The organism is Sinomicrobium halophytocola, from assembly GCF_052983395.1.
In genome coordinates this window covers 485,005-504,236 of sequence record NZ_JBRKIT010000011.1, presented here as the reverse complement: position 1 = coordinate 504,236, position 19,232 = coordinate 485,005, and the positions used below count along the sequence as shown (strand labels likewise).

The 19,232-nt window shown below is 45.2% G+C and carries 16 protein-coding genes and 1 riboswitch; of the genes, 6 read left to right on the top strand and 10 right to left on the bottom strand.

Annotation, left to right across the window (positions count from 1 at the left end; translation table 11 throughout):
* Positions 1-27 precede the first annotated feature (27 nt).
* From ACVBDY_RS04125 to ACVBDY_RS04115, 3 genes are all read left to right on the top strand, one after another.
* Positions 28-1,677, top strand: coding sequence for a RagB/SusD family nutrient uptake outer membrane protein (locus ACVBDY_RS04125; RefSeq protein WP_447174201.1), 1,650 nt, complete (start codon positions 28-30; stop codon positions 1,675-1,677).
* Between the two features lie 214 nt (positions 1,678-1,891).
* Positions 1,892-3,469, top strand: coding sequence for a discoidin domain-containing protein (locus ACVBDY_RS04120; RefSeq protein WP_447174200.1), 1,578 nt, complete (start codon positions 1,892-1,894; stop codon positions 3,467-3,469).
* A 62-nt stretch (positions 3,470-3,531) separates the two neighbouring features.
* Positions 3,532-5,310, top strand: coding sequence for a M60 family metallopeptidase (locus ACVBDY_RS04115; RefSeq protein ID WP_447174199.1), 1,779 nt, complete (start codon positions 3,532-3,534; stop codon positions 5,308-5,310).
* 61 nt (positions 5,311-5,371) lie between these two features.
* Here ACVBDY_RS04115 and ACVBDY_RS04110 read toward each other — a convergent pair whose 3' ends face one another.
* From ACVBDY_RS04110 to ACVBDY_RS04100, 3 genes are read right to left on the bottom strand one after another with little or no spacing between them, the layout of a single operon-like run.
* On the bottom strand, positions 5,372-5,524 hold the full coding sequence (locus tag ACVBDY_RS04110; protein ID WP_447174198.1) for a hypothetical protein: 153 nt from the start codon (positions 5,522-5,524) through the stop codon (positions 5,372-5,374).
* A gap of 2 nt (positions 5,525-5,526) precedes the next feature.
* Positions 5,527-6,198 carry a pyridoxamine 5'-phosphate oxidase family protein gene (locus tag ACVBDY_RS04105; protein ID WP_447174197.1) on the bottom strand — a complete coding sequence of 224 codons (672 nt, stop codon included), beginning with the start codon at positions 6,196-6,198 and terminating at the stop codon, positions 5,527-5,529.
* Between the two features lie 32 nt (positions 6,199-6,230).
* Positions 6,231-6,710 (bottom strand): OsmC family protein, encoded by a 480-nt coding sequence (locus ACVBDY_RS04100; RefSeq protein ID WP_447174196.1) that lies wholly within the window; start codon positions 6,708-6,710, stop codon positions 6,231-6,233.
* Between the two features lie 126 nt (positions 6,711-6,836).
* Between ACVBDY_RS04100 and ACVBDY_RS04095 the strand changes: the two genes are divergently transcribed.
* The gene (locus ACVBDY_RS04095) at positions 6,837-8,378 is read left to right on the top strand and encodes an aminotransferase-like domain-containing protein (RefSeq protein ID WP_447174195.1); all 1,542 of its coding nucleotides are present in this window, start codon (positions 6,837-6,839) and stop codon (positions 8,376-8,378) included.
* 132 nt (positions 8,379-8,510) lie between these two features.
* Here ACVBDY_RS04095 and ACVBDY_RS04090 read toward each other — a convergent pair whose 3' ends face one another.
* From ACVBDY_RS04090 to ACVBDY_RS04060, 7 genes are all read right to left on the bottom strand, one after another.
* Positions 8,511-10,967 (bottom strand): TonB-dependent receptor, encoded by a 2,457-nt coding sequence (locus tag ACVBDY_RS04090; RefSeq protein WP_447174194.1) that lies wholly within the window; start codon positions 10,965-10,967, stop codon positions 8,511-8,513.
* A gap of 209 nt (positions 10,968-11,176) precedes the next feature.
* Positions 11,177-12,802 (bottom strand): L-glutamate gamma-semialdehyde dehydrogenase, encoded by a 1,626-nt coding sequence (gene pruA, locus ACVBDY_RS04085; protein WP_447174193.1) that lies wholly within the window; start codon positions 12,800-12,802, stop codon positions 11,177-11,179.
* Between the two features lie 250 nt (positions 12,803-13,052).
* On the bottom strand, positions 13,053-13,448 hold the full coding sequence (msrB, locus tag ACVBDY_RS04080) for a peptide-methionine (R)-S-oxide reductase MsrB (RefSeq protein ID WP_447174192.1): 396 nt from the start codon (positions 13,446-13,448) through the stop codon (positions 13,053-13,055).
* Positions 13,449-13,604: 156 nt separating this feature from the next.
* Positions 13,605-14,150, bottom strand: a complete 546-nt coding sequence (locus ACVBDY_RS04075; protein ID WP_447174191.1) for a hypothetical protein — start codon at positions 14,148-14,150, stop codon at positions 13,605-13,607.
* A gap of 10 nt (positions 14,151-14,160) precedes the next feature.
* Positions 14,161-15,030, bottom strand: a complete 870-nt coding sequence (locus ACVBDY_RS04070) for an alpha/beta hydrolase (RefSeq protein ID WP_447174190.1) — start codon at positions 15,028-15,030, stop codon at positions 14,161-14,163.
* A gap of 89 nt (positions 15,031-15,119) precedes the next feature.
* The gene (locus ACVBDY_RS04065; protein WP_447174189.1) at positions 15,120-16,436 is read right to left on the bottom strand and encodes a chloride channel protein; all 1,317 of its coding nucleotides are present in this window, start codon (positions 16,434-16,436) and stop codon (positions 15,120-15,122) included.
* 57 nt (positions 16,437-16,493) lie between these two features.
* Positions 16,494-16,560: riboswitch (Fluoride riboswitch) on the bottom strand.
* Positions 16,561-16,594: 34 nt separating this feature from the next.
* A complete protein-coding gene (locus ACVBDY_RS04060; protein WP_447174188.1) occupies positions 16,595-17,794 on the bottom strand; it encodes a lactonase family protein in 1,200 nt (399 codons plus the stop codon).
* Positions 17,795-18,120: 326 nt separating this feature from the next.
* On the opposite strand from ACVBDY_RS04060, the gene tssD (ACVBDY_RS04055) reads away from it, so the two are divergent.
* Both tssD (ACVBDY_RS04055) and tssD (ACVBDY_RS04050) read left to right on the top strand, forming a co-directional pair.
* On the top strand, positions 18,121-18,507 hold the full coding sequence (tssD, locus tag ACVBDY_RS04055; protein ID WP_447174187.1) for a type VI secretion system tube protein TssD: 387 nt from the start codon (positions 18,121-18,123) through the stop codon (positions 18,505-18,507).
* A 317-nt stretch (positions 18,508-18,824) separates the two neighbouring features.
* A complete protein-coding gene (gene tssD, locus ACVBDY_RS04050) occupies positions 18,825-19,220 on the top strand; it encodes a type VI secretion system tube protein TssD (protein WP_447174186.1) in 396 nt (131 codons plus the stop codon).
* Positions 19,221-19,232 lie beyond the last annotated feature (12 nt).

Sequence of the window (19,232 nt, the reverse complement as noted above, 5' to 3'; positions counted from 1 at the left end):
CTTGTTAATGGTATAAAGTATAAAAAAATGAGAAAGACAATTCTATATACATGTACGGCACTTCTAATATTTACTGTATCCTGTTCCGATGATTTCCTGGAAAGACCGCCGCTGGATGACGTTTCCGAAGAAACATTCTGGAAAACGGAAGAAGACCTGTACAAGGCTGTAAACGGTATCTACAGCCAGTTGCCCGCTGAGGGATTTATCTATGACGACGGTTCTTCCGATAATGCACATGCGCAATACCCCTGGGAAAGTAAAGCCACGGTAATTTCTGCGGGCAGTATTATCACAGCCGATGATGCGGGCTGGGGATATGAAGACAAGCGTCGCTGTAATTATTTCCTGGAAAATGCGGATGCCGTGGAAAATGCGGACCCGGACCTGCTTAACAGGTACAAGGCAGAAGTACGCTTTGTACGGGCTTATTCCTATTTCCGGATGATGTGTAAGTTCGGAGCCGTTCCTCTGGTGACCCGTACGCTCGAAATAGATGAAGTGGATATTCCCCGTACCCCGAGAGAAGAAGTACTGGATTTCATTGTAACGGAACTGGAAGACATTGCGGAAATACTCCCGGTAACTTATCCGGGAGGAAAACCCCATGAAAAAGGCAGGATCACCCGTGGGGCAGCCCTGGGCCTCAAAGCAAGGGCCCATCTTTACGAAGGGCAATGGCAGGAAGCTGTGGATGCCGCCCAAAAAGTAATGGACCTGGGGATATACGACCTCTTTAAACTGGATGCCGAAAGCGATATTAACCTGGTAGACAACTACAGTCATTGGATTGACTTTGACGATGAACAGGACAAGCAGAATTTCAGGCTTGGTTTACGCAGTTACGAAGCACTTTTTCACGAAGAATATGAAGGAAATAGCGAAGTGATCCTGGACAGGCAACGTATAGCACAGATCGATGATAATTTTCTCAACACCTATCTGCCTCCCGGTACTATCGGCGGATGGAGTTCCGTAACCCCCACACAGGAACTGGTAAACAGCTACAACAGTTATAAGACAGGAGAACAGGTAACCCTTCCCGCACCGGAACAAAGGGCCGAATGGTATAATAACGGAGATCCTGCCTTTGAAGAAGAGTTCCGCAACCGGGACCCGCGCCTGTATGCAACTGTAATGTTTCCCGGGGCGCCGTGGAATGCCATAGAAGACGGATTTACATTCGAATGGGTACAAGGGGCTTCCAACATGTCGCAGACCGGTTATAACTTCCGGAAACTTGTCGATCCGAAGATATACCGGGAAAATATAGGGAACTACGCCAATGTTATTCTCCTGCGCTATGCCGAAGTCCTGCTGACCTATGCCGAAGCCAAAAATGAACTGAGCGGCCCGGACACCAGTATTTATGACGCCCTAGACCAGATAAGGGAAAGAGCGGGCATGCCTTCTGTAGACAGGAATTTATATAACACCCAGGAGAAATTGCGGGAAGTGATCCGCAATGAAAGAAGAGTAGAGCTTGCCCTGGAAGGTCATCGGTATATGGATATCCGCAGGTGGAAGATCGCCCCGGAAGTGATGAAGAATATCAAAAACCTGAAGAACACTATTGCACAGGACCGGGTATGGGAAGATAAATTATACCTCATGCCCGTACCACAATCGCAAATGGATCTGTCCGAAGGTGTATTGGAACAAAACCCGGGATATTGACAATCATGGTTTGATATGGTGAAATAATCAATAATAAACCGGGAGACAAAACATAAAGTCCGATTTGAGTTGACCGGAACCGGTTGACAGAGCTAGTTAGTTGACAGGCTGTCCCCTGTCTGAAGGCAGGGGCAGTTTTAATGTAGAAGGAGATTGTGATACCCCCCATCCTGGCCGATATAAATACTGAATTTAACCACTAAACTTTATAAAAATGAAAAGAAAAATTATTTTGAGAATGATGGCCCTCATGGCTATGGTGTTTTATGCCTGTGTGCCGGACGATTCCTTACCGGAAACCCCCGATAATCCCGATGAGGTAAATTATACATCCGATTATGCCTATAACCTCAATGTCATATACTTTGTGTCCAATGACAGGCAGGTCAACGAGGATTATGAAGAGAGGATCAGTAAAATAATGTTGGAGGGACAACAATTTTTTGCCGACTGGATGCAACACTGGGGTTATGGCAATAAAACCTTCGGATTGCTGAAGGACGAGATTAAGCAACGGGTAAAAATTCATCTTATTCAGGGAGAAAAGAGTTCCGAAAACTACCCTTACGAGGGAGGGGCATCGGCAGTAAAAGAAGAAATAGATGCCTATTTTACCGAGCACCCGGAAGAAAAGGCCAGTGATCACAACCTGATCATCTGTGCGGTGAACGAAAAGCTGGACGAAGGAGAGGAAATGGAAGTCGGCGTACCCTTTTACGGTATCGGACGGGATGCCTACGCACTCGATTATCCCGGGATGAGTTACGATAACCTCGGAACCGGGGGAGATGTGGGATGGAAAGCTACTGTGTGGATAGGCGGACTGTATCACGAAATGGGACATGGTCTTAACCTGCCGCATTGCGGGTCTACGTTAACCGAATCCGAAAGTAGCGATTACGGAACGTCTCTCATGGGGCCGGGAAATTCAACTTTTGGTATCAGCCCTACATTTCTGGCACATTCCAGTGCGGCTATAGTGAATAACTGCCAGGTTTTTTCCAGGGAAAATGAAATGTTTTATACTGATACAAATGCTCATGTAAACGCATTACGGGCCTATTACGAAGACGGGGATATTATTGTTTCCGGTTCTTATGTGACCGATATCCCGGTGACCGATATTACCTATTACCACAAACCGGGAACTGATCCCGGGGGATACCGCGCCGTTACCTGGGTAGGTGAGCCATTGACAGATAACAGCTTTTCCATCCGTATGCCGGTATCCGAATTCAAGGAAAAAGAAAACAACGAATATACGTTCAGCATTATCCTGCACCACGAAAACGGAAACAATACCTGGACAGATTTCAATTATGCCTTTCAATCCGATATTCCCGATATAGATATCAGCATAGGACAGCAGGATGTTCACGATAAAAGTAACTGGCAGGTAACGGGCTTCAGTTCCGAAGAAACGGTTAACGAAGACGGGGCAGCCATTAACATTCTGGACGGTAGCCCACAGACCTACTGGCATTCCAGGTGGAATACGGATACGGCAGGCTACCCGCATTATCTCGTCATTGATACGGGAGAAGAATTATCTGCAAAAGGATTCGTAATACACCAGCGGGTAGGAAAACGGGCTGTTAAAGCATATGAAATAGAAGTAAGCAATGATAACGCTTCCTGGGAAACTGTGATACAGGGAGACCTGGAAGATACTTATGAACAGGTTATCGAACTGGCAGAAGAAATGAATTTCCGCTATTTCCGGTTTACGGCCAAATCCTCTCACGACGGAGAACAATTTGCCGCATTGGCGGAAATCGGGGTGTATTACTGAAAAAAGTCATACATCTTGTATTAACCCTGAAACTTATTTATTAACCATAAATCCAAATACTTATGAAACATTCTTATGTGAATCTTAACCTGGTTATACTGCTCCTGGTCTTTACAGGGGGAGTATTTTCCTGCGGTGTACCATCCGAAACAGATCCGGAGGGACCTTCCGTTCCCGGCGATGATGAAATAATTGTCGAAGAAATCCTGGAATTCAACGAGACGCCTTCCGGTACACAGGAAGCGGCAAGGCTCGGTCAGTCCAATCCGGCTTCCGATTTCACGCCTACGGGTTTTTATCTCCCTCCGAATACCGAACTTGTTGTAAAGGTAGACCAGTTAGAGCCGGGAAGCGGTTCTCCCATATTGCTCATAGGTTCGTATTCGAGGTACGAAGCCAAGTGGAACCCGACGGAAATAGCGCTGACCGATGGCATCAATACGGTTCCCGGCGATGAATACGGAGGCATTATGTACATACGGTACAATACCGGTGAAGGTAATATCGCTTCCGGGCAGGTTCGTATCGAATTTATGGACGGACATCAGCCCATGCCGTATTTTGTACACGGAGAAACGACCAACGGGCAATGGCAAACCATGCTCGACACCTGGACAGATGCCCCTGATGTATTGCTGGTCAGTGACAAAGCCATTATAGTGGCCTCTATGGACAAGGCCCTTCAGTACCGCAATGAAGATCAGGTCCAGTTACTTAACACTGCTGAACAGATACTGGATGCCGAAGCGGCTATCAGCGGCCAGGACGGTTCCGCACCGGAACACCAACGGAATACCCATCGGTTACTGATGACGGAGACCGATATGGAAGATACTTTTATGGCCGCTACATGGTACCGGACCTGGTACCATCGGGATGTGGTAAACCATATTCTTACGGTGGACGGATTGGGTAACGACGGCTGGGGCCCCTGGCACGAACTGGGACACATGCACCAGCAGGGAGCCTGGACGTGGGACGGATTGGGTGAAGTAACCGTGAATATTTATTCTCTTGCGGCAGAAAGAGCAATGGGTGTAACGCCTTCACGGATGGTCAGGGACGGCGTGTGGTATGCCGTAGCCGATTATCTTGTGCTGCCCGATGAAGAACGGGATTTTAACAGTGGTGCGGCAAGTTTATTTGTACGTCTCGGTATGTTTCAGCAACTATGGCTTGCGTATGGAGACACTTTTTTTCAGCAGTTGCATAAACAAACCATGGAAGAACAGCCCAACCCGGGAAGCACGGAAGCCGAAATGCGTTATTTTATGCTGAAAGCCTGTGAAATATCCGGTAATGACCTGGGTGATTTTTTTCAGAAATGGGGACTGAAAGTAAGCACCTCCGTTTATGACGAAATCGCGGCATTAAACCTGCCGGAACCGGAAGAAGACCTGACGGAACTGACCGACGATCCGGACTGGGAAAGCCGATGGCTGATAACAGATTACAGTTCCCAGGAGACGAGTGGAGAAAACGGTAGGGCTTCCAACATTATAGATGGTGACCCCGTAACGTACTGGCATTCGCAATGGTCTGGCGATAATGCGGCAGAATATCCGCATCATGTGAGTGTGGACATGAAAGGAACTACTGCGGTGAATGGTTTTACCCTGACACAACGCGACGGCCAGCGAAAAGTAAAGGACCTGGAAATACTGGTAAGTAATGACAATGCGAACTGGGAAAGCCTCGGAGATCATGTGCTGGAAGAAACGGCTGCACCACAGAATATAGACCTTTCGGAAAGCAAATCTTTCCGGTATTTTAAACTGGTCATGAAATCGGCTTACGACGGACTTCAGTTTGCTGCAATGGCTGAGGTTACGGTATACTAAACCTGCTTAAGCTATACTTTTTTATGTACAGGCCCGGTGGTATTCCGGGCCTGTTTCTTTGTTATTTGCTATACGCCAGGTATTCCGGCCGTAGCGACGAGATACTTTCCGGAGTTGCCCCGGAAAGATGCTTTTCTATAAATGCGGAAGAACCATATTGATTTTCTCCCGGATAGTTTGCTGTGCAGCATTGGCATGGTGCGGATGTGGACATGGCTATTTGTTTTTAAGATTTGACTTTTGTACATAATTTTTAACCGATTCCGGTACCGGGATGTTTTCTCCCAGCAGCGGATCACTGATCGGCATTCCGATAGTTTCGGATACCGGGACAATACCTGCCCATACAGGCAGTTGCAGGTCTTCTTTTTCGTCAACGACATCACCTGTACGTATTTTTGCAGAGGCGGAGTCGATTTTTATCTCCATTACCAGGGTGGCACGGAGTTCTTTATCATTAGGCTGCCGTACATGTTCCCAGTGGTCCGGGACCATATGGTTTATAATACACCGGAGTGCATGCATTTTTTCATCATCATTTTCTATGGATTTCACATTGGCGAAGATGTTTACCGACCGGTAATTGGCCGAATGATGAAATGCGGACCTGGCCAGTACAAGTCCGTCCAGGTGCGTTACGGACACACAGGCTTCTCCTGCTTCCAGGAGACAGGACATCATCCGGTTTTTTAACGAACCGTGTATGTAAAGTTTATCCCCGTCCCGCCCGTATGCGGTAGGGATAACAATAGCCTTTCCATTCCAGGTATAGGCAATATGGCATAAGAATCGGGCATCGAGAATACCGTTTATTTCTTCCTGGTCATAAGAAGCCCGTTTTGGGCCCCGGGTCACTTTGTTTAAAGCGGAAATTTCATAATCCGGCATAATGTATCATTTTTTGATTAAGGATATACTTGTCATATATTACCCCGAACGAGACCAACAGGCTCGTGATATATGGGAAAATTACATGAATTCGCTATAAAACACAGTTCGGAAGCCTGGTGGTGCAGGGCATCCAGTTTCTCTTTCATGAATTCCTCCTGTACTGTTACTTTCGGATGGAGAATTACCTTCGTAAAATGCCCGCCACCACCTGTGGTCTCTTCCATAAAACCCGTGGCGCCGTCTTCATAGTCCGTAACGATTACCCCGGCCTGAGCGCACATATGGAGAAAGGAGAGCATGTGGCAGGATGATACCGCAGCTACGAGCAGTTCTTCCGGGTTGTGCCTGGTTTTATCGCCACGGAAAGAAGGGTCTGAAGAACCCGAAATATCCGGTTTTCCATCCGTTAGTATGGTGTGGTTACGGTCATAGGCCCTGTAGCTACTGGTCCCGGTTCCTTTATTTCCCGTCCACTTTACCGTAAGTTTATATTCGTGTACTTTGGTCATGGTTCTGCCCTTTATCAGATGCTATTATTAAGGATCTTGGTATAATATTTTGATTTATATCATCAAAAGTAGTAGTTTTATGGGGTGTTTTAGTGGTCCGGTTTTAACATATAAAGTAGTCCGGTTATGATTCCTTACAAAACGATTATACGATTAGATAAAAAAGCCTGTACACCATTGTACATTCAGTTGTGCAACCAGGTCATTCAACTGATAAAGGGCGGGGTCCTCCTTCCTTCCACGAAATTACCGGGAACGAGGTGGATGTCAGATACGCTTGGTATTCACAGGAAGACCGTTATAGCTGCATATGATGAGTTAATGGCACAGGGGTGGACCGAAGCCTGTCCGGCCAAAGGAACTTTTGTAAACAGTTCACTCCCCATTATAGAGCAAAGGTCCCTTCCGGGTACAGGGTGGAAGGATGAAATGCGAAAAGCTAAAAGAACTTCCGGTTTCCCGTTTATACAGAGGGAACACCTGAAAAGCAGGGATGCCGAATTTCCGGAACAAGGTATTATAGCCTTTAACGACGGGGTACCGGATAACCGTATTGCGCCCATTGAAGAGATCGCGAGGGAATACAGGAACGTAGTAAAGAAATCATATAACCGAAAACACCTTTCCTATGGTTCCGTATATGGCAATATGGAATTACGGGAAGTACTTACCGACTATCTCAATGATACCAGGGGCCTGAGCACTTCACCGGAAAATATCCTTATTACCAGGGGCAGCCAGATGGGAATTTATTTGTCCTCCCGATTGTTGTTAACAGGTGGTGGGAATGTGATCGTAGGAGAAACGAATTACCGGTCGGCCAATAAGGTATTTATTGAATCCGGGGGAATGCTTAAACGGGTTGGGGTAGACGACTGCGGAATCGTAACCGATGATGTGGAAAAACTGTGCAGAATGGAAAAAATACGGGCGGTTTATGTGACTTCGCACCATCATCACCCGACTACAGTAACTCTTTCCGCACATCGGAGAATGCATTTACTGGAACTTTCACAGAAATATGGTTTTGCCATAATAGAAGACGACTACGATTACGATTTTCACTACAGCAATGCTCCGATATTACCCCTGGCCAGCAGTGACGCGAAAGGCAATGTAGTTTACATCGGGGCTTTGTGTAAGATCGTGGCCCCCGCTATCCGGGTCGGGTATATGGTAGCTCCTACGGATTTTGTGGACGAAGCTGCACGGCTTCGTAGAGTTATAGACAGGCAGGGCGATCCGCTCCTGGAGCTTACTCTGGCCCATATGATCCGTGACGGAGAAATACAGCGACATAGTAAAAAAGCGCTGAAAGTGTATCATGAACGAAGAGATCTTTTCTGTTCCCTGTTGCGCGAAAGACTAAACGATTATTTTGATTTCGAGGCGCCGGAAGGGGGAATGGCCGTATGGGTAAAACTCCGGGGAGGGCTTAACTGGGATAAGGTAAAGGCAGAAGCAGCCAGGTACGGATTGAAACTGGGAGGCTATTGCGGAGATGAAGAAGACAATATAGACGCGCCTTACCCGGGAATTCGCATGGGATTTGCGGCATTGAATCCCGATGAAATAAAAGAAGCCATTACCAGGCTGGAAAATACGATGAAAGCGTTCCGCCCCAAATATGAAACGGCCGGTTCGACATCCGGGACAGCAGGGCTTTGAGTATAGTTTTCTCATAAGCCCATGACAAAGTTTCATTTTTTAGGGGAGTAGTTGCCCCTTACAATAAAAAAGCGGAAGATTCGCCGAATCTCCCGCTTTTTTATAATATGAAGGGTGTAAAATCGATGTATATTATCCTTCAAAACCGCCCATATCGTCATCACCGTTATCTCCTCCCCGGCCTTTTTCGCGCTCTTTTTTATTAGGCTGGTTAAAACGGTAGGTAAAAGAGAGAGTGAACTGACGTTCTCTCCACTGGTTTTCACTATCAGAGGTAAAGTCATCGGTAAAGGTATATGACCTCATTTTACGGCTGTTAAACAAGTCGCTTACGTTTAGGTTGATTGTGGCCTTGTCTTTAATAAGGTCTTTGCTAACGGCCATGTTAACTCCAAACATACCTTTTCTTTCAGAAATGGCAGTTTTAGAAGGTCCCCTGTAAAAGCCGGTGGTTTGCCATTGTATTTCGGCAGGTAAGGTGATGTTGGCACTTAACCTGGAAAACCAACTGGTATTTTCAGCACCGTAGTCTATACCGTTAAATTCTCCGTCGGTTTGAGATTTAAATACGTTGAAACTGGTATTGAGCCTAACTTTCCTTGAAGGGTTGTACATGATACTGAACTCACCTCCAAAACGATCCTCACTGGAAAGATTAATAGGGATGGAACGAATAATAGCCACACCATCTTCAGTGGTCAAACCGGTATCTTCCTGGATAAATTCAAATGATTCGGTTTCGTGTTGAAAATAGACCGAGGTGGAAAAGGTGAGTTTCCCCCATCTTTTTAAATAGCCCACATCAAAAGCATTAGAAAAGGCCGGGTTTAAATTCGGATTTCCCTGGGAAATGTTAGTACGGCTATCGCGGGAGGGAAACGGGTTGATGAACCAGCCCCTGGGGCGGTTAATACGGCGGTTATATCCCACAGAAAGGTTTTCTTCTTCGCCCAATTCATAAATTAGGTTTACAGTGGGGAAGAGACCAAGATAATTTTTGTCAAAATTAGGCTCGTAAGGGAGGTCGATAGCCGAATCTTCGCCTGTTACCTTTCCTTTTAAAACGGTATTCTCTAGACGCAAGCCCAATAAAAAGGACACTTTTCCTATTTTGTTGCCGTATTGTGTGTAGAGGGCATGTACGTTTTCTGTGTAATCAAAAATATTGGTAAGCCCTAAGTTGGGTTCGTATTCACCAGTGTTTAAATTGTATTGTTCCAGTGCATAATCCGTAACCTCATTTTCCATCTTACTCCTGAAACCGGCTTCAAACTGAGCGTCGCCCATCGGCAATACATAATCGGCCTGAATAAGGTATTCTTTTTGTTTTTCCTTTTGGAAAATCTGTTCCATCGCCATTAAACCTTCGGTAGGATAAAACAAATTTTCCTGAATAAAGGTTGGACGGTCTTCTTTGTCATATGAATATTGAAAGTCAGCAGTTAATTTGTGTCCTTTATCGTTAAAATTATTGATATAATTTACCGCAAACTGTATGCTGGTGTCTTTTTCCCCTTCGGTTTCTACCCTGGAGGTTTCGTTTACCGTTTCGTCATTAAGGAAACGTGAGGTAATATTCTCTACAATACTCTTGTCATCACCCAATCTGCCAAAAACACTACCGGTAATAGAAGAGTTTTCGGTAAGGTAATATTCTATTCCCAAATTAGTATTAATGCCCCTACGTCGGCGATCTGTATCCCTGTCTTCCAAAGTGTGGTCTACATCTACGCTATCACCTAAATAACGGTTTTCATAAAAAGCATTCCCGGGAGATTTTCGATAGTAAACACCTGTAGTGTTAAAGATGTTAAATTTTTTCTTCCTGTAATTAATGTTGGCAGAAATGTTATGGTTTTCAGGTATCCCGGTCCTAAGGGAAACAGAGCCGTTGAAGCCCAGTATTTCATCTTTTTTCAAGATGATGTTAAGGATACCGGCAGTACCTTCGGCATCGTAGCGTGCTGACGGGCTTGTGATTACTTCTACACTTTCAATGGCATCGGCAGGGAGTTGCTGAAAGATGTTGGTATCTCCAAAACCGGCCATGGCTGAAGGCTTCCCGTTTATAAGGATACGTACATTGTCGTTACCACGAAGGGCAATGGTACCATCTACATCTACTGTTACGGAGGGTACATTGTCAAGCGCATCTGAAACGGAAGCCCCTTGCGTAGTAAGGTCTTTACCGAGATTGTATATTTTTTTGTCCAGGCGCAGTTCTACAGTAGTCCGTTCTCCCACAACTTCCACTTCATCGAGTTGCGCGATGTCGAGAGACAGCGGGATGGTTCCGAGGTCTTTAGAACTCGTTATAGATTGGTTTTTAAGCGTAAAAGGGCGATATGAAATAAATTCTACACTTACATCGTAGTTTCCGGGACTTACCGTTACGTTGAATTTTCCGTCCATGTCGGTCATTCCTCCTGTAACAACATCCGGCTTGTCCAGGCTTCGTAAAACGAGTGTGGCGAATTCCAGGGGATCTTTCGTCTCTTCATCTATGACTGTCCCGGTAAGGGTGACCGAATTCTGGGCAAAAGAGTATTGCACAAGGAAAATACTCAGTAATAATAGGATTTTTTTCATTACTTAGGTGAGTTACTTTTTTAAGGTTTTCTAGTTAGATCGTAAAAGTAAGTCAAGGTTTAAGGGGATTTGGTTAAATGTTTGTTAAATGTAAAATCCTACATTTAACATCTGCGAACGTGTTATTTTACTGGGAAAAGGGCAAAAAAGAACCGCCGCGTTTGTTCTCGCGGCGGTGATGTGTAAATGTTGTTTTTCAGCAACCGGACCTATCCCAAAAACGGGTATCGGTAGTCTTCCGGAGACACGAAAGTTTCCTTGATAAGTCTCGGCGAAACCCAACGGAAAAGGTTGAGCATGGAACCTGCTTTGTCATTGGTGCCGGAAGCCCTTGCGCCTCCGAATGGCTGCTGTCCGACAACGGCTCCGGTAGGCTTGTCGTTGATGTAAAAGTTACCTGCGCTGTTTTCCAGGGCTTTGGTAGCTTCATCTACAGCATAGCGGTCATTGGAGAAAACAGCTCCCGTAAGCCCGTATTCCGATGTGGTATCTACGAGTTGCAGGGTTTCTGTCCATTTTTCGTCTTCGTAGACGTAAACAGTTACTACAGGTCCGAACAATTCCGTGGTCATGGTCTTGTATTTCGGGTTTGTTGTCAGGATTACCGTAGGTTGAATAAAGTACCCTTTGGATTTGTCGTAATTTCCTCCAATAATGATCTCCGCATCCTGGTCTGCTTTTGCCTGGTCTATATAACTGGCCAATTTGTCAAAAGAACCTTCGTGAATAACTGCGGTAATGAAGTTGCTCATATCCTCGGGCGATCCCATTTTAAAAGATTCCACATCGGCCTTAACGAAGTCGAGTACTTCCTGTGCTATGGATTTCGGAAGGTATACCCTGGAAGCGGCACTGCATTTCTGTCCCTGGAATTCGAAAGCTCCCCTGGAAATGGCCGTAGCGACCTGCTTGGGTTTGGAATTCGGGTGGGCTATGATAAAGTCTTTTCCCCCGGTTTCCCCTACAATTCTCGGATACGTTTTATAAGTGTTTATGTTAGAACCTATTTTGGCCCATATACTTTTAAATACATTGGTAGATCCGGTAAAGTGTATCCCGGTAAAATCCGGGCTTGCCAGTACAGTGTCGGTGATCATTACGGGATCGCCATAGACTACGTTGATCACGCCGTCGGGTACACCGGCTTCTTTAAATACGTCTACGATAACTTTGGCTGAAAATATCTGGCTGTCACTGGGTTTCCATACCACGACGTTCCCCATCATGGCCGCACTGGAAGGAAGGTTTCCGGCAATGGCAGTAAAGTTAAAGGGAGTAATGGCATAAATAAACCCTTCCAGCGGACGGTATTCCACACGGTTCCAGAGACCTTCGGAAGATTCCGGTTGATCGTTGTATATCTGAGACATGTACTCCACGTTAAATCTCAGAAAATCTACGATCTCACAAGCCGAATCTATTTCCGCCTGGTAGATGTTCTTGGATTGTCCTATCATGGTGGCCGCATTCATTTTGGCACGGTAAGGTCCGGCTATAAGATCGGCAGCACGTAAAAAGACGGCGGCACGTTGTTCCCAGGTAAGGGCGGCCCATTTTTTCCGGGCCTCCATGGCATCGGAGATAGCTTTTTCTATATGTGATTTTTCGGCGAGGTGGTATTGTCCTATCACATGCTGATGGTCGTGCGGCGGAGTGATGGACCTGGTGTCCCCGGTACGGATCTCTTCGCTGCCTATGTACAGCGGAATGTCTTCCGAACCGTTAAAGTAAGCTTTGTACTGATTTAAAACTTCTTCTCTTTCCGGGCTCCCTGGGGTGTATGACTTTACGGGTTCATTGACCGCCACAGGAACGTGAAAAAAACCTTTTCCCATTTCTCTGATTAAATTTTAAGTGTTTAGTGTATCCTTTTAAATCCTGGCCTCTGTTACAGGAATATTGTGTAAATGAACAATATGGAGCCAAAGGTAAGAAATACGGAAAGGTTTCAACGGCATTTAACAAAGAAATTTTCCCGTTAAAGGGGGGAGTTAACGATTGGAAAAATAGGTATTTAAAGGTGTGGTATTAGTATCCGTGGAAAGCTTTAAAAACGGGACACTCCGGAGAAGTTTTTGGTCCGGATCATTCAAAATTGAGACCGGCCGAGTTAACACAATATCTCGTTCCGGTTTGTGTAGGCCCGTCATCGAAAACATGGCCGAGGTGCCCGCCACAGTTAGCGCAGCGTATTTCGGTACGGATCATACCGTGTGAAGTATCTTTCAGGTATTCTATGCTTCCGTCTATGGCCTGGTCGAAGCTGGGCCAGCCACAGTTGCTCCGGAACTTATGTGTACTTTCAAACAACGGGGTACTACAGGCGGCACAGCAATACGTTCCATTTTCAAAATGCAGGTTGTATTTTCCCGAATGCGGAAATTCGGTGCCTCCCTGCCTCAGCACCCAATAAGATTCCCGGGAGAGTTCGGCTTCCCATTCTTCTTCAGGTTTGGTTATGGGGTAATCTTTGTCTGGCATGTTGACGCGTGGGATTGGATTATGAATGCAAAATTAAGGAGATTTCAATAAAAAAAGGCTATATCCGGTAGTTTTTACGCTGTGGATATAGCCCTGTTTATTATTTCTTAAGGCTTACTTTTTTGTTCCTTTAAAAAAATAGAATCTGCTTGCTGGTTAATTTTTTAAGTTTAATCGCTCTATTTTATCTATTTTAAGAGAATTCAGAACCTCCTCCATATTATTCTTATTTAAACCAGCTTCGGGAGCCCAATCGTTAGGTAAAATGATAAATCTAAAAATTTGATCTTGTGTATACCCTGCTTCCAAGTCAGAAATATCAAACTCACTGGTAATTCGAATTTCGGCATCCAGTTGAGCATGGGAAAAACCATATTGGAAAGACCTACCTTCTCCATCATAAGCAGTTAGGGGAAGTAATTCCCACCCATTTACGATGTTTCCTTCTACATCTCTTAGATCACCATAACGATAAATGAGCAGGCCATCTTGTTCTAAAATGTCAAAATTTGTATATTCTTCCAATGCAAATGGAGCACTATACAGATTAAATTCAGATTCATAAACGAAATCTACGCCTTCAATCTCAAAAACCTGTCCCTGTAAACCATCCAATCCATCTTCACCGGGAGGTCCCTGATCTCCTTCACATGAAACAAATGCCAGTGCGCTTACCAATACTAATGCAAGAATTTTTTTCATCGCTTTTGTTTTAAATTTGGATAAAGGTAATAATTTTCTCTATTACCCGGGCATCGCCGAGAATTTTTCTGTGTCCTAACCCTTTGGTGATCATCAGCTCGCCATGACTCAGGTTCTGCAATATGTTTTGAGCGGCACTGACCGGTACGTCGAGGTCTTCTTCATCGTGAAGTATTAATACGGGAATATTTACTTCCCTGGCAGCTACGCTGGCGGAGAGTTCGTTGATATCAAAACCTACACGCTTGTCAAACGAAGTTTTCAGGTTATGCCCGATTTCCTCCTTTAACCCCAGGGCCTTGACAAAATCGACAGCGATATCCGATACCATATCCCCGGCGCCTATGGTAATAGCCCTGCGAATTTTTAGTCCTCTTTTTGCCGCGTTGAGTACGGTCATCCCTCCGAGGGAGTGGCCTATGGCAATATCAAAGGGCCCGTATTTTTCTTTCAGGAATAGTGCGGCATCAATAAATTCGGACATATTGGACGTTTTTCCTTCCGCTTTGCCATGCGCCGGGGCATCGAAACTTATTATGGCATATCCCGCTTTCCGGAGTGCATCGGCGATCTTTACGAGTTGTGTTCCCCTGCCGCTCCAACCGTGGACCAGGAGCGCTTTTTTGGTGCCGTTCCCGTATTCATAAACCATGATTTCCTTGTTGAGGACAGGGACGATTTCACGCGTTTGCTTACTTTCCTCATCCATATGCTGTTCCCGTTTCGGGAGCCTGTATTTGAGAGGAGAAGTAAACAGTTTGGTGGCAAATTTTGTAGCAAGGGCAGGGGAGAGCGATTGCAGGAATTTCCCGGTATATTTTATGGTACTCGGTATTTCTGCAGACTGCCGGTATCCGTTATTATTTGCTTTATTTTCCATAAATAAGTGGTTACAGGATGCAAGTTAGCGTATTGTTTTCAGGATACCATATCATAGCGGGAGGTTTAACAATCCGTGTTGTCGGATGTTTATTGTTTGCCGGATTTCTTCTTGTGTTTTTGATCTATTTCGGTAAGCGTTTTTCCCCGGTCGCGCCCATAAAACAGGTGTTTTGGGCTACCGATGACCTGTGCGGAATAAATACCGGAATGCCCGGAAAAGAGGTAGGCCGTTACACAGGCAATGGCTATAAAAGCCCCGCCTTCAATACCAAATAACTCAATTCCCATGATGGTACAGGCTATAGGGGTATTTGTAGCCCCGGAAAATACGGCTACGAATCCCATTCCGGCCAGTAGTGCTGCCGGTAACGGAATGAAGAAGGATAAAGCATTTCCGAGTGTGGCGCCTATAAAAAAGAGCGGTGTAACTTCACCTCCCTTAAACCCGGCCCCAAGTGTAAATGCGGTAAAGAGTATTTTTAGCAGAAAGTCGTAGGGAGGGAGTTCCGTTTCAAAGGCGTCCACTATTGTAGGTATTCCCAAACCGATATATTTGGTAGTACCCATAAAATAGACCACAACGGCAAGAACGACTCCCCCGATCACGGGCCGTAACGGTGGATATTTTATATTGGAACCGAACAGATCACTGAAAAAGTGCGTGGACCGGGAAAACAGCAATGCAGCAAGGCCGAAGACGATCCCGGCAAGTATGGCCCAGATAAGAAAAGGAAACTCCATTTCGGGGATGATGTCAATATGATAATGCGTATGTCCCACCTGCAACCGGCGGCAGGTATAATCCGCTATAACCGCAGTGATAAAACTGGGAAGCAGGGCTTCGTACCGCATTCTCCCGATGACCAGGACTTCCAGGGCAAATATAGCCCCGGCAAGCGGAGTTCCGAAAACCGAGGCAAAACCGGCGCTTATACCGATGACCAATAGTATTTTGCGATCTCTTGGCCGCAGCCGGAATATTTTTGTAAACTGGTCGGCAATGGCGCCACCCATCTGCACCGCAGTGCCTTCACGTCCGGCTGATCCACCGAAAAAGTGTGTGGCAACGGTACCGAATAAGACCAAAGGAGCCATTTTTAGCGGTATGATCTGCCTGGGAGTGTGGAATTCTTCCAATAACTGGTTATTTCCTTTTACCACATCCTGTCCCCAATAATGATAACTGAGCCCTATGAGCAATCCTCCGAAGGGCAGTAACCATATGATCCACGTATTGGCCTCCCGGAAATCCGTAGCCCAGTTGAGCGAAAACAGCAGCAGGGCCGATGCCGATCCGGCCAGAATACCCACCAATGCGGATAATACGATCCATTTACCGATAAAGAAAAGGGAAGGGAGTTGTTCTACGGAACGCAGCTTTCTGGAAACTTCTTGTCGTGTCATAAATATGGCCTGTTATACATTATAAATTTTCCACCGGTCACATACCTGGTGACGGTCGGGATAACAGGCGCCATCATCCCCTGTAAAGGGGCGGTTCAGGGCAGACACCATTGCCTCTGGTTGTAAATGAAGCACAAAAATAGTTAAAATCCCGGAATCTACGGGTAAAATTTAATGCAAACGGGCGAATTAACGTCCAGTTCCGTTTCAAAAGAAAGTTTTCCGGTTTCCCCGTCAATCGCGAACTGTACGATATTCCCCGAATCCTGGTTAGCAGCGTAGAGTTGTTTTCCGGAGGGGTGTATGGCAAAATTCCGCGGTGTTTTTCCTTTGACGGACTGATGTTGTACAAGGGAGAGTTTTCCGTCTTCCTGATCTATGGCGTAGACTACAATACTGTTGTGCCCGCGATTGGAACCATATAAAAACTTGCCGTTAGGGTGTACATGAATATCGGCGGCACTACTTAATTCATTGAATCCGTCGGGAAGTGTAGAGATAGTCTGTATTTCGGAAAGCAGGCCTTTTTCCGCATCGTAAGAGAAAGCATTGACTGTATTGTAGAGTTCATTGATGAGGTACGCGTACTTACCGCTGGGATGGAAAGTCAGGTGCCTGGGGCCTGCACCGGGAGCGGTGGATACAAAACCGTTGGAAAGAGGGATAAGTTTATCCTCTTCCCGGTCTATTTCAAAACTCCATATTTTATCACTACCCAGATCAGGGACAAAAGCAAAGCGGTCGTCGGGAGATATGATCACCGAATGCGGATGTGATTCGGACTGTCTGCCTTCATTTGGTCCCGACCCGTGTAATTGTACAACGTCGGCAGGGGTTAGCATGCCTTTTTCATCACGCTTATACATTTTAACGACGCCACCGGCATAATTTACTACAAAGACATAATCGCCTTCGGAATCGAGGTTTACATAGCAGGGAGCCTTGGCATCGGTGGGCAATTCCTGGAGAAAGACCGGCTTTTGAAATTCGTCCAGTCCATATATGTGGATAGTGCCGATTTCTCCTTCATTGGCAACTTCGCTCACTACGTACAAATTCTTTTTGTCCGGAGAAATGGCCAGGTAAGACGGGTTTACCACTTCTGCGGCGACGGTTTCCTGTACCAGTTTCCCGTTTTCGTCATCCCGTTCCAGTAAATACACTCCTTTTGCCTGTCCGTCCACATGGCCTTCTTTCCTGGTGTATGTTCCTATGAAGGCATAAGAAGCTTCTTTTAATGTATCTGTTTCGGGGGGGTGTTCTGTTTTATCCGTCGAAATGCCGGATTCTTTCTTCTTGTCTTTGCAGGCCAGGAAACTCATGGTACAGACGAGGAGTAACAAAGTTTTTTTAAACATCGGGTCGGTTTTATAAAACGGGTTGATCTTTTCAGATTATTATTGTTTATACGTATTGCGGAATAACCCTGAATGATTATTTCGTTTTCTATGGTATTCTTACTTAATGCTCCTTTATTTTCAAAAGTAAATATTTTTTCCAAATGTATTGTCTTATCACATCTTTACTAATATTTCTTAACGGTTAATTCTTAATATAAAAGAGGAAAATACCTCGCATTTAGTTGTGTAGTAGTATTATGTTTAATATCTTGCGAGTATAAATAATTCAATATTTGATTTGGTATATCTTTTTATTTAACCTTAATTTTTAAAATTTAATTAGTATGTCATTTAAAGCAACTTTAGACGTAGGCGGTAAAAAAGTAAATATTTTAAGCGCCAATTATGACCTGGCACAGGAAGTTGATGCCACGGGACGTCCTTCTTCCGTAACACGCGGAGGCAGGATTTATCTGACCGTTGAATCTACCGGAGACTCTTTCTTTTTTGAGTGGATGACCAACAATTTCGAGCGTAAAAACGGTTTTATTACCTATAGTAAGCGCGATACGGATGCCAAACTCAGGGAAGTTCACTTCACCGAAGGCTATCTGGTAAAATACAGAGAAAATTTTGAAGCAGCAGGGAGGAATCCTTTAACGGAAACCTTTACCATTTCGTGTCGTGTTATCGCCAGTGGAGGCGGAGAACACATGAACGAATGGGTATAACCCATCCCCTGATCTGATATTTTTTTAATATAAGATCAAATCGAATGTTGTATAAGGGGGGGTGAAAGCTGCCCCTTTATTTTTTATTTCAGTTCTCTTTCCCAAGCAATACTAATTCAGGAGGATACCGGAATATCCCTTCCGCGTTTCCAGATGTACAGGAAGTAGTTGTATGCTGTTAAACTGATGTGTTCCGGAAGTTCTGTTGTATAAGCCGGTGTGAAAAAGCATTTTTAACAGGTAAGCAAATATGATGTACGATAGTATGTAACGATCGGTATATTATTTAAAAAACTATTTTAAACACGCTTCATACCATGAGTTTTTTGTCAAAATTTGTCATAGACGGCCAGGAAATGAATGTGCTGGATTATGAGATCATATTCGACCAGGATTCGGATATCAGCGATAAACCGTCTTCCGATCCTCGTGGCGGAAAGATACGCCTGGTGGTGGAATTGACCAGGAGTACCATGCTTTACGAATGGATGATAAGCAGTTCACAAACCAAGAATGGCAGGATCATTTTTTACAAGCGGGACGCGTTGAGCAAGCTTCGGGAGGTAGAATTCAAACACGGGTACTGCCTGAATTACCGGGAACGGTTTTCCGCAGACAGTGACAAGCCCTTACGGGTGCAGATTGTGATCTCCGCCAAGGATATTGTAATTAACAGCATTCCATTCACTAAAAACTGGGCTCTCAGGACGTAATATTACTTTAAC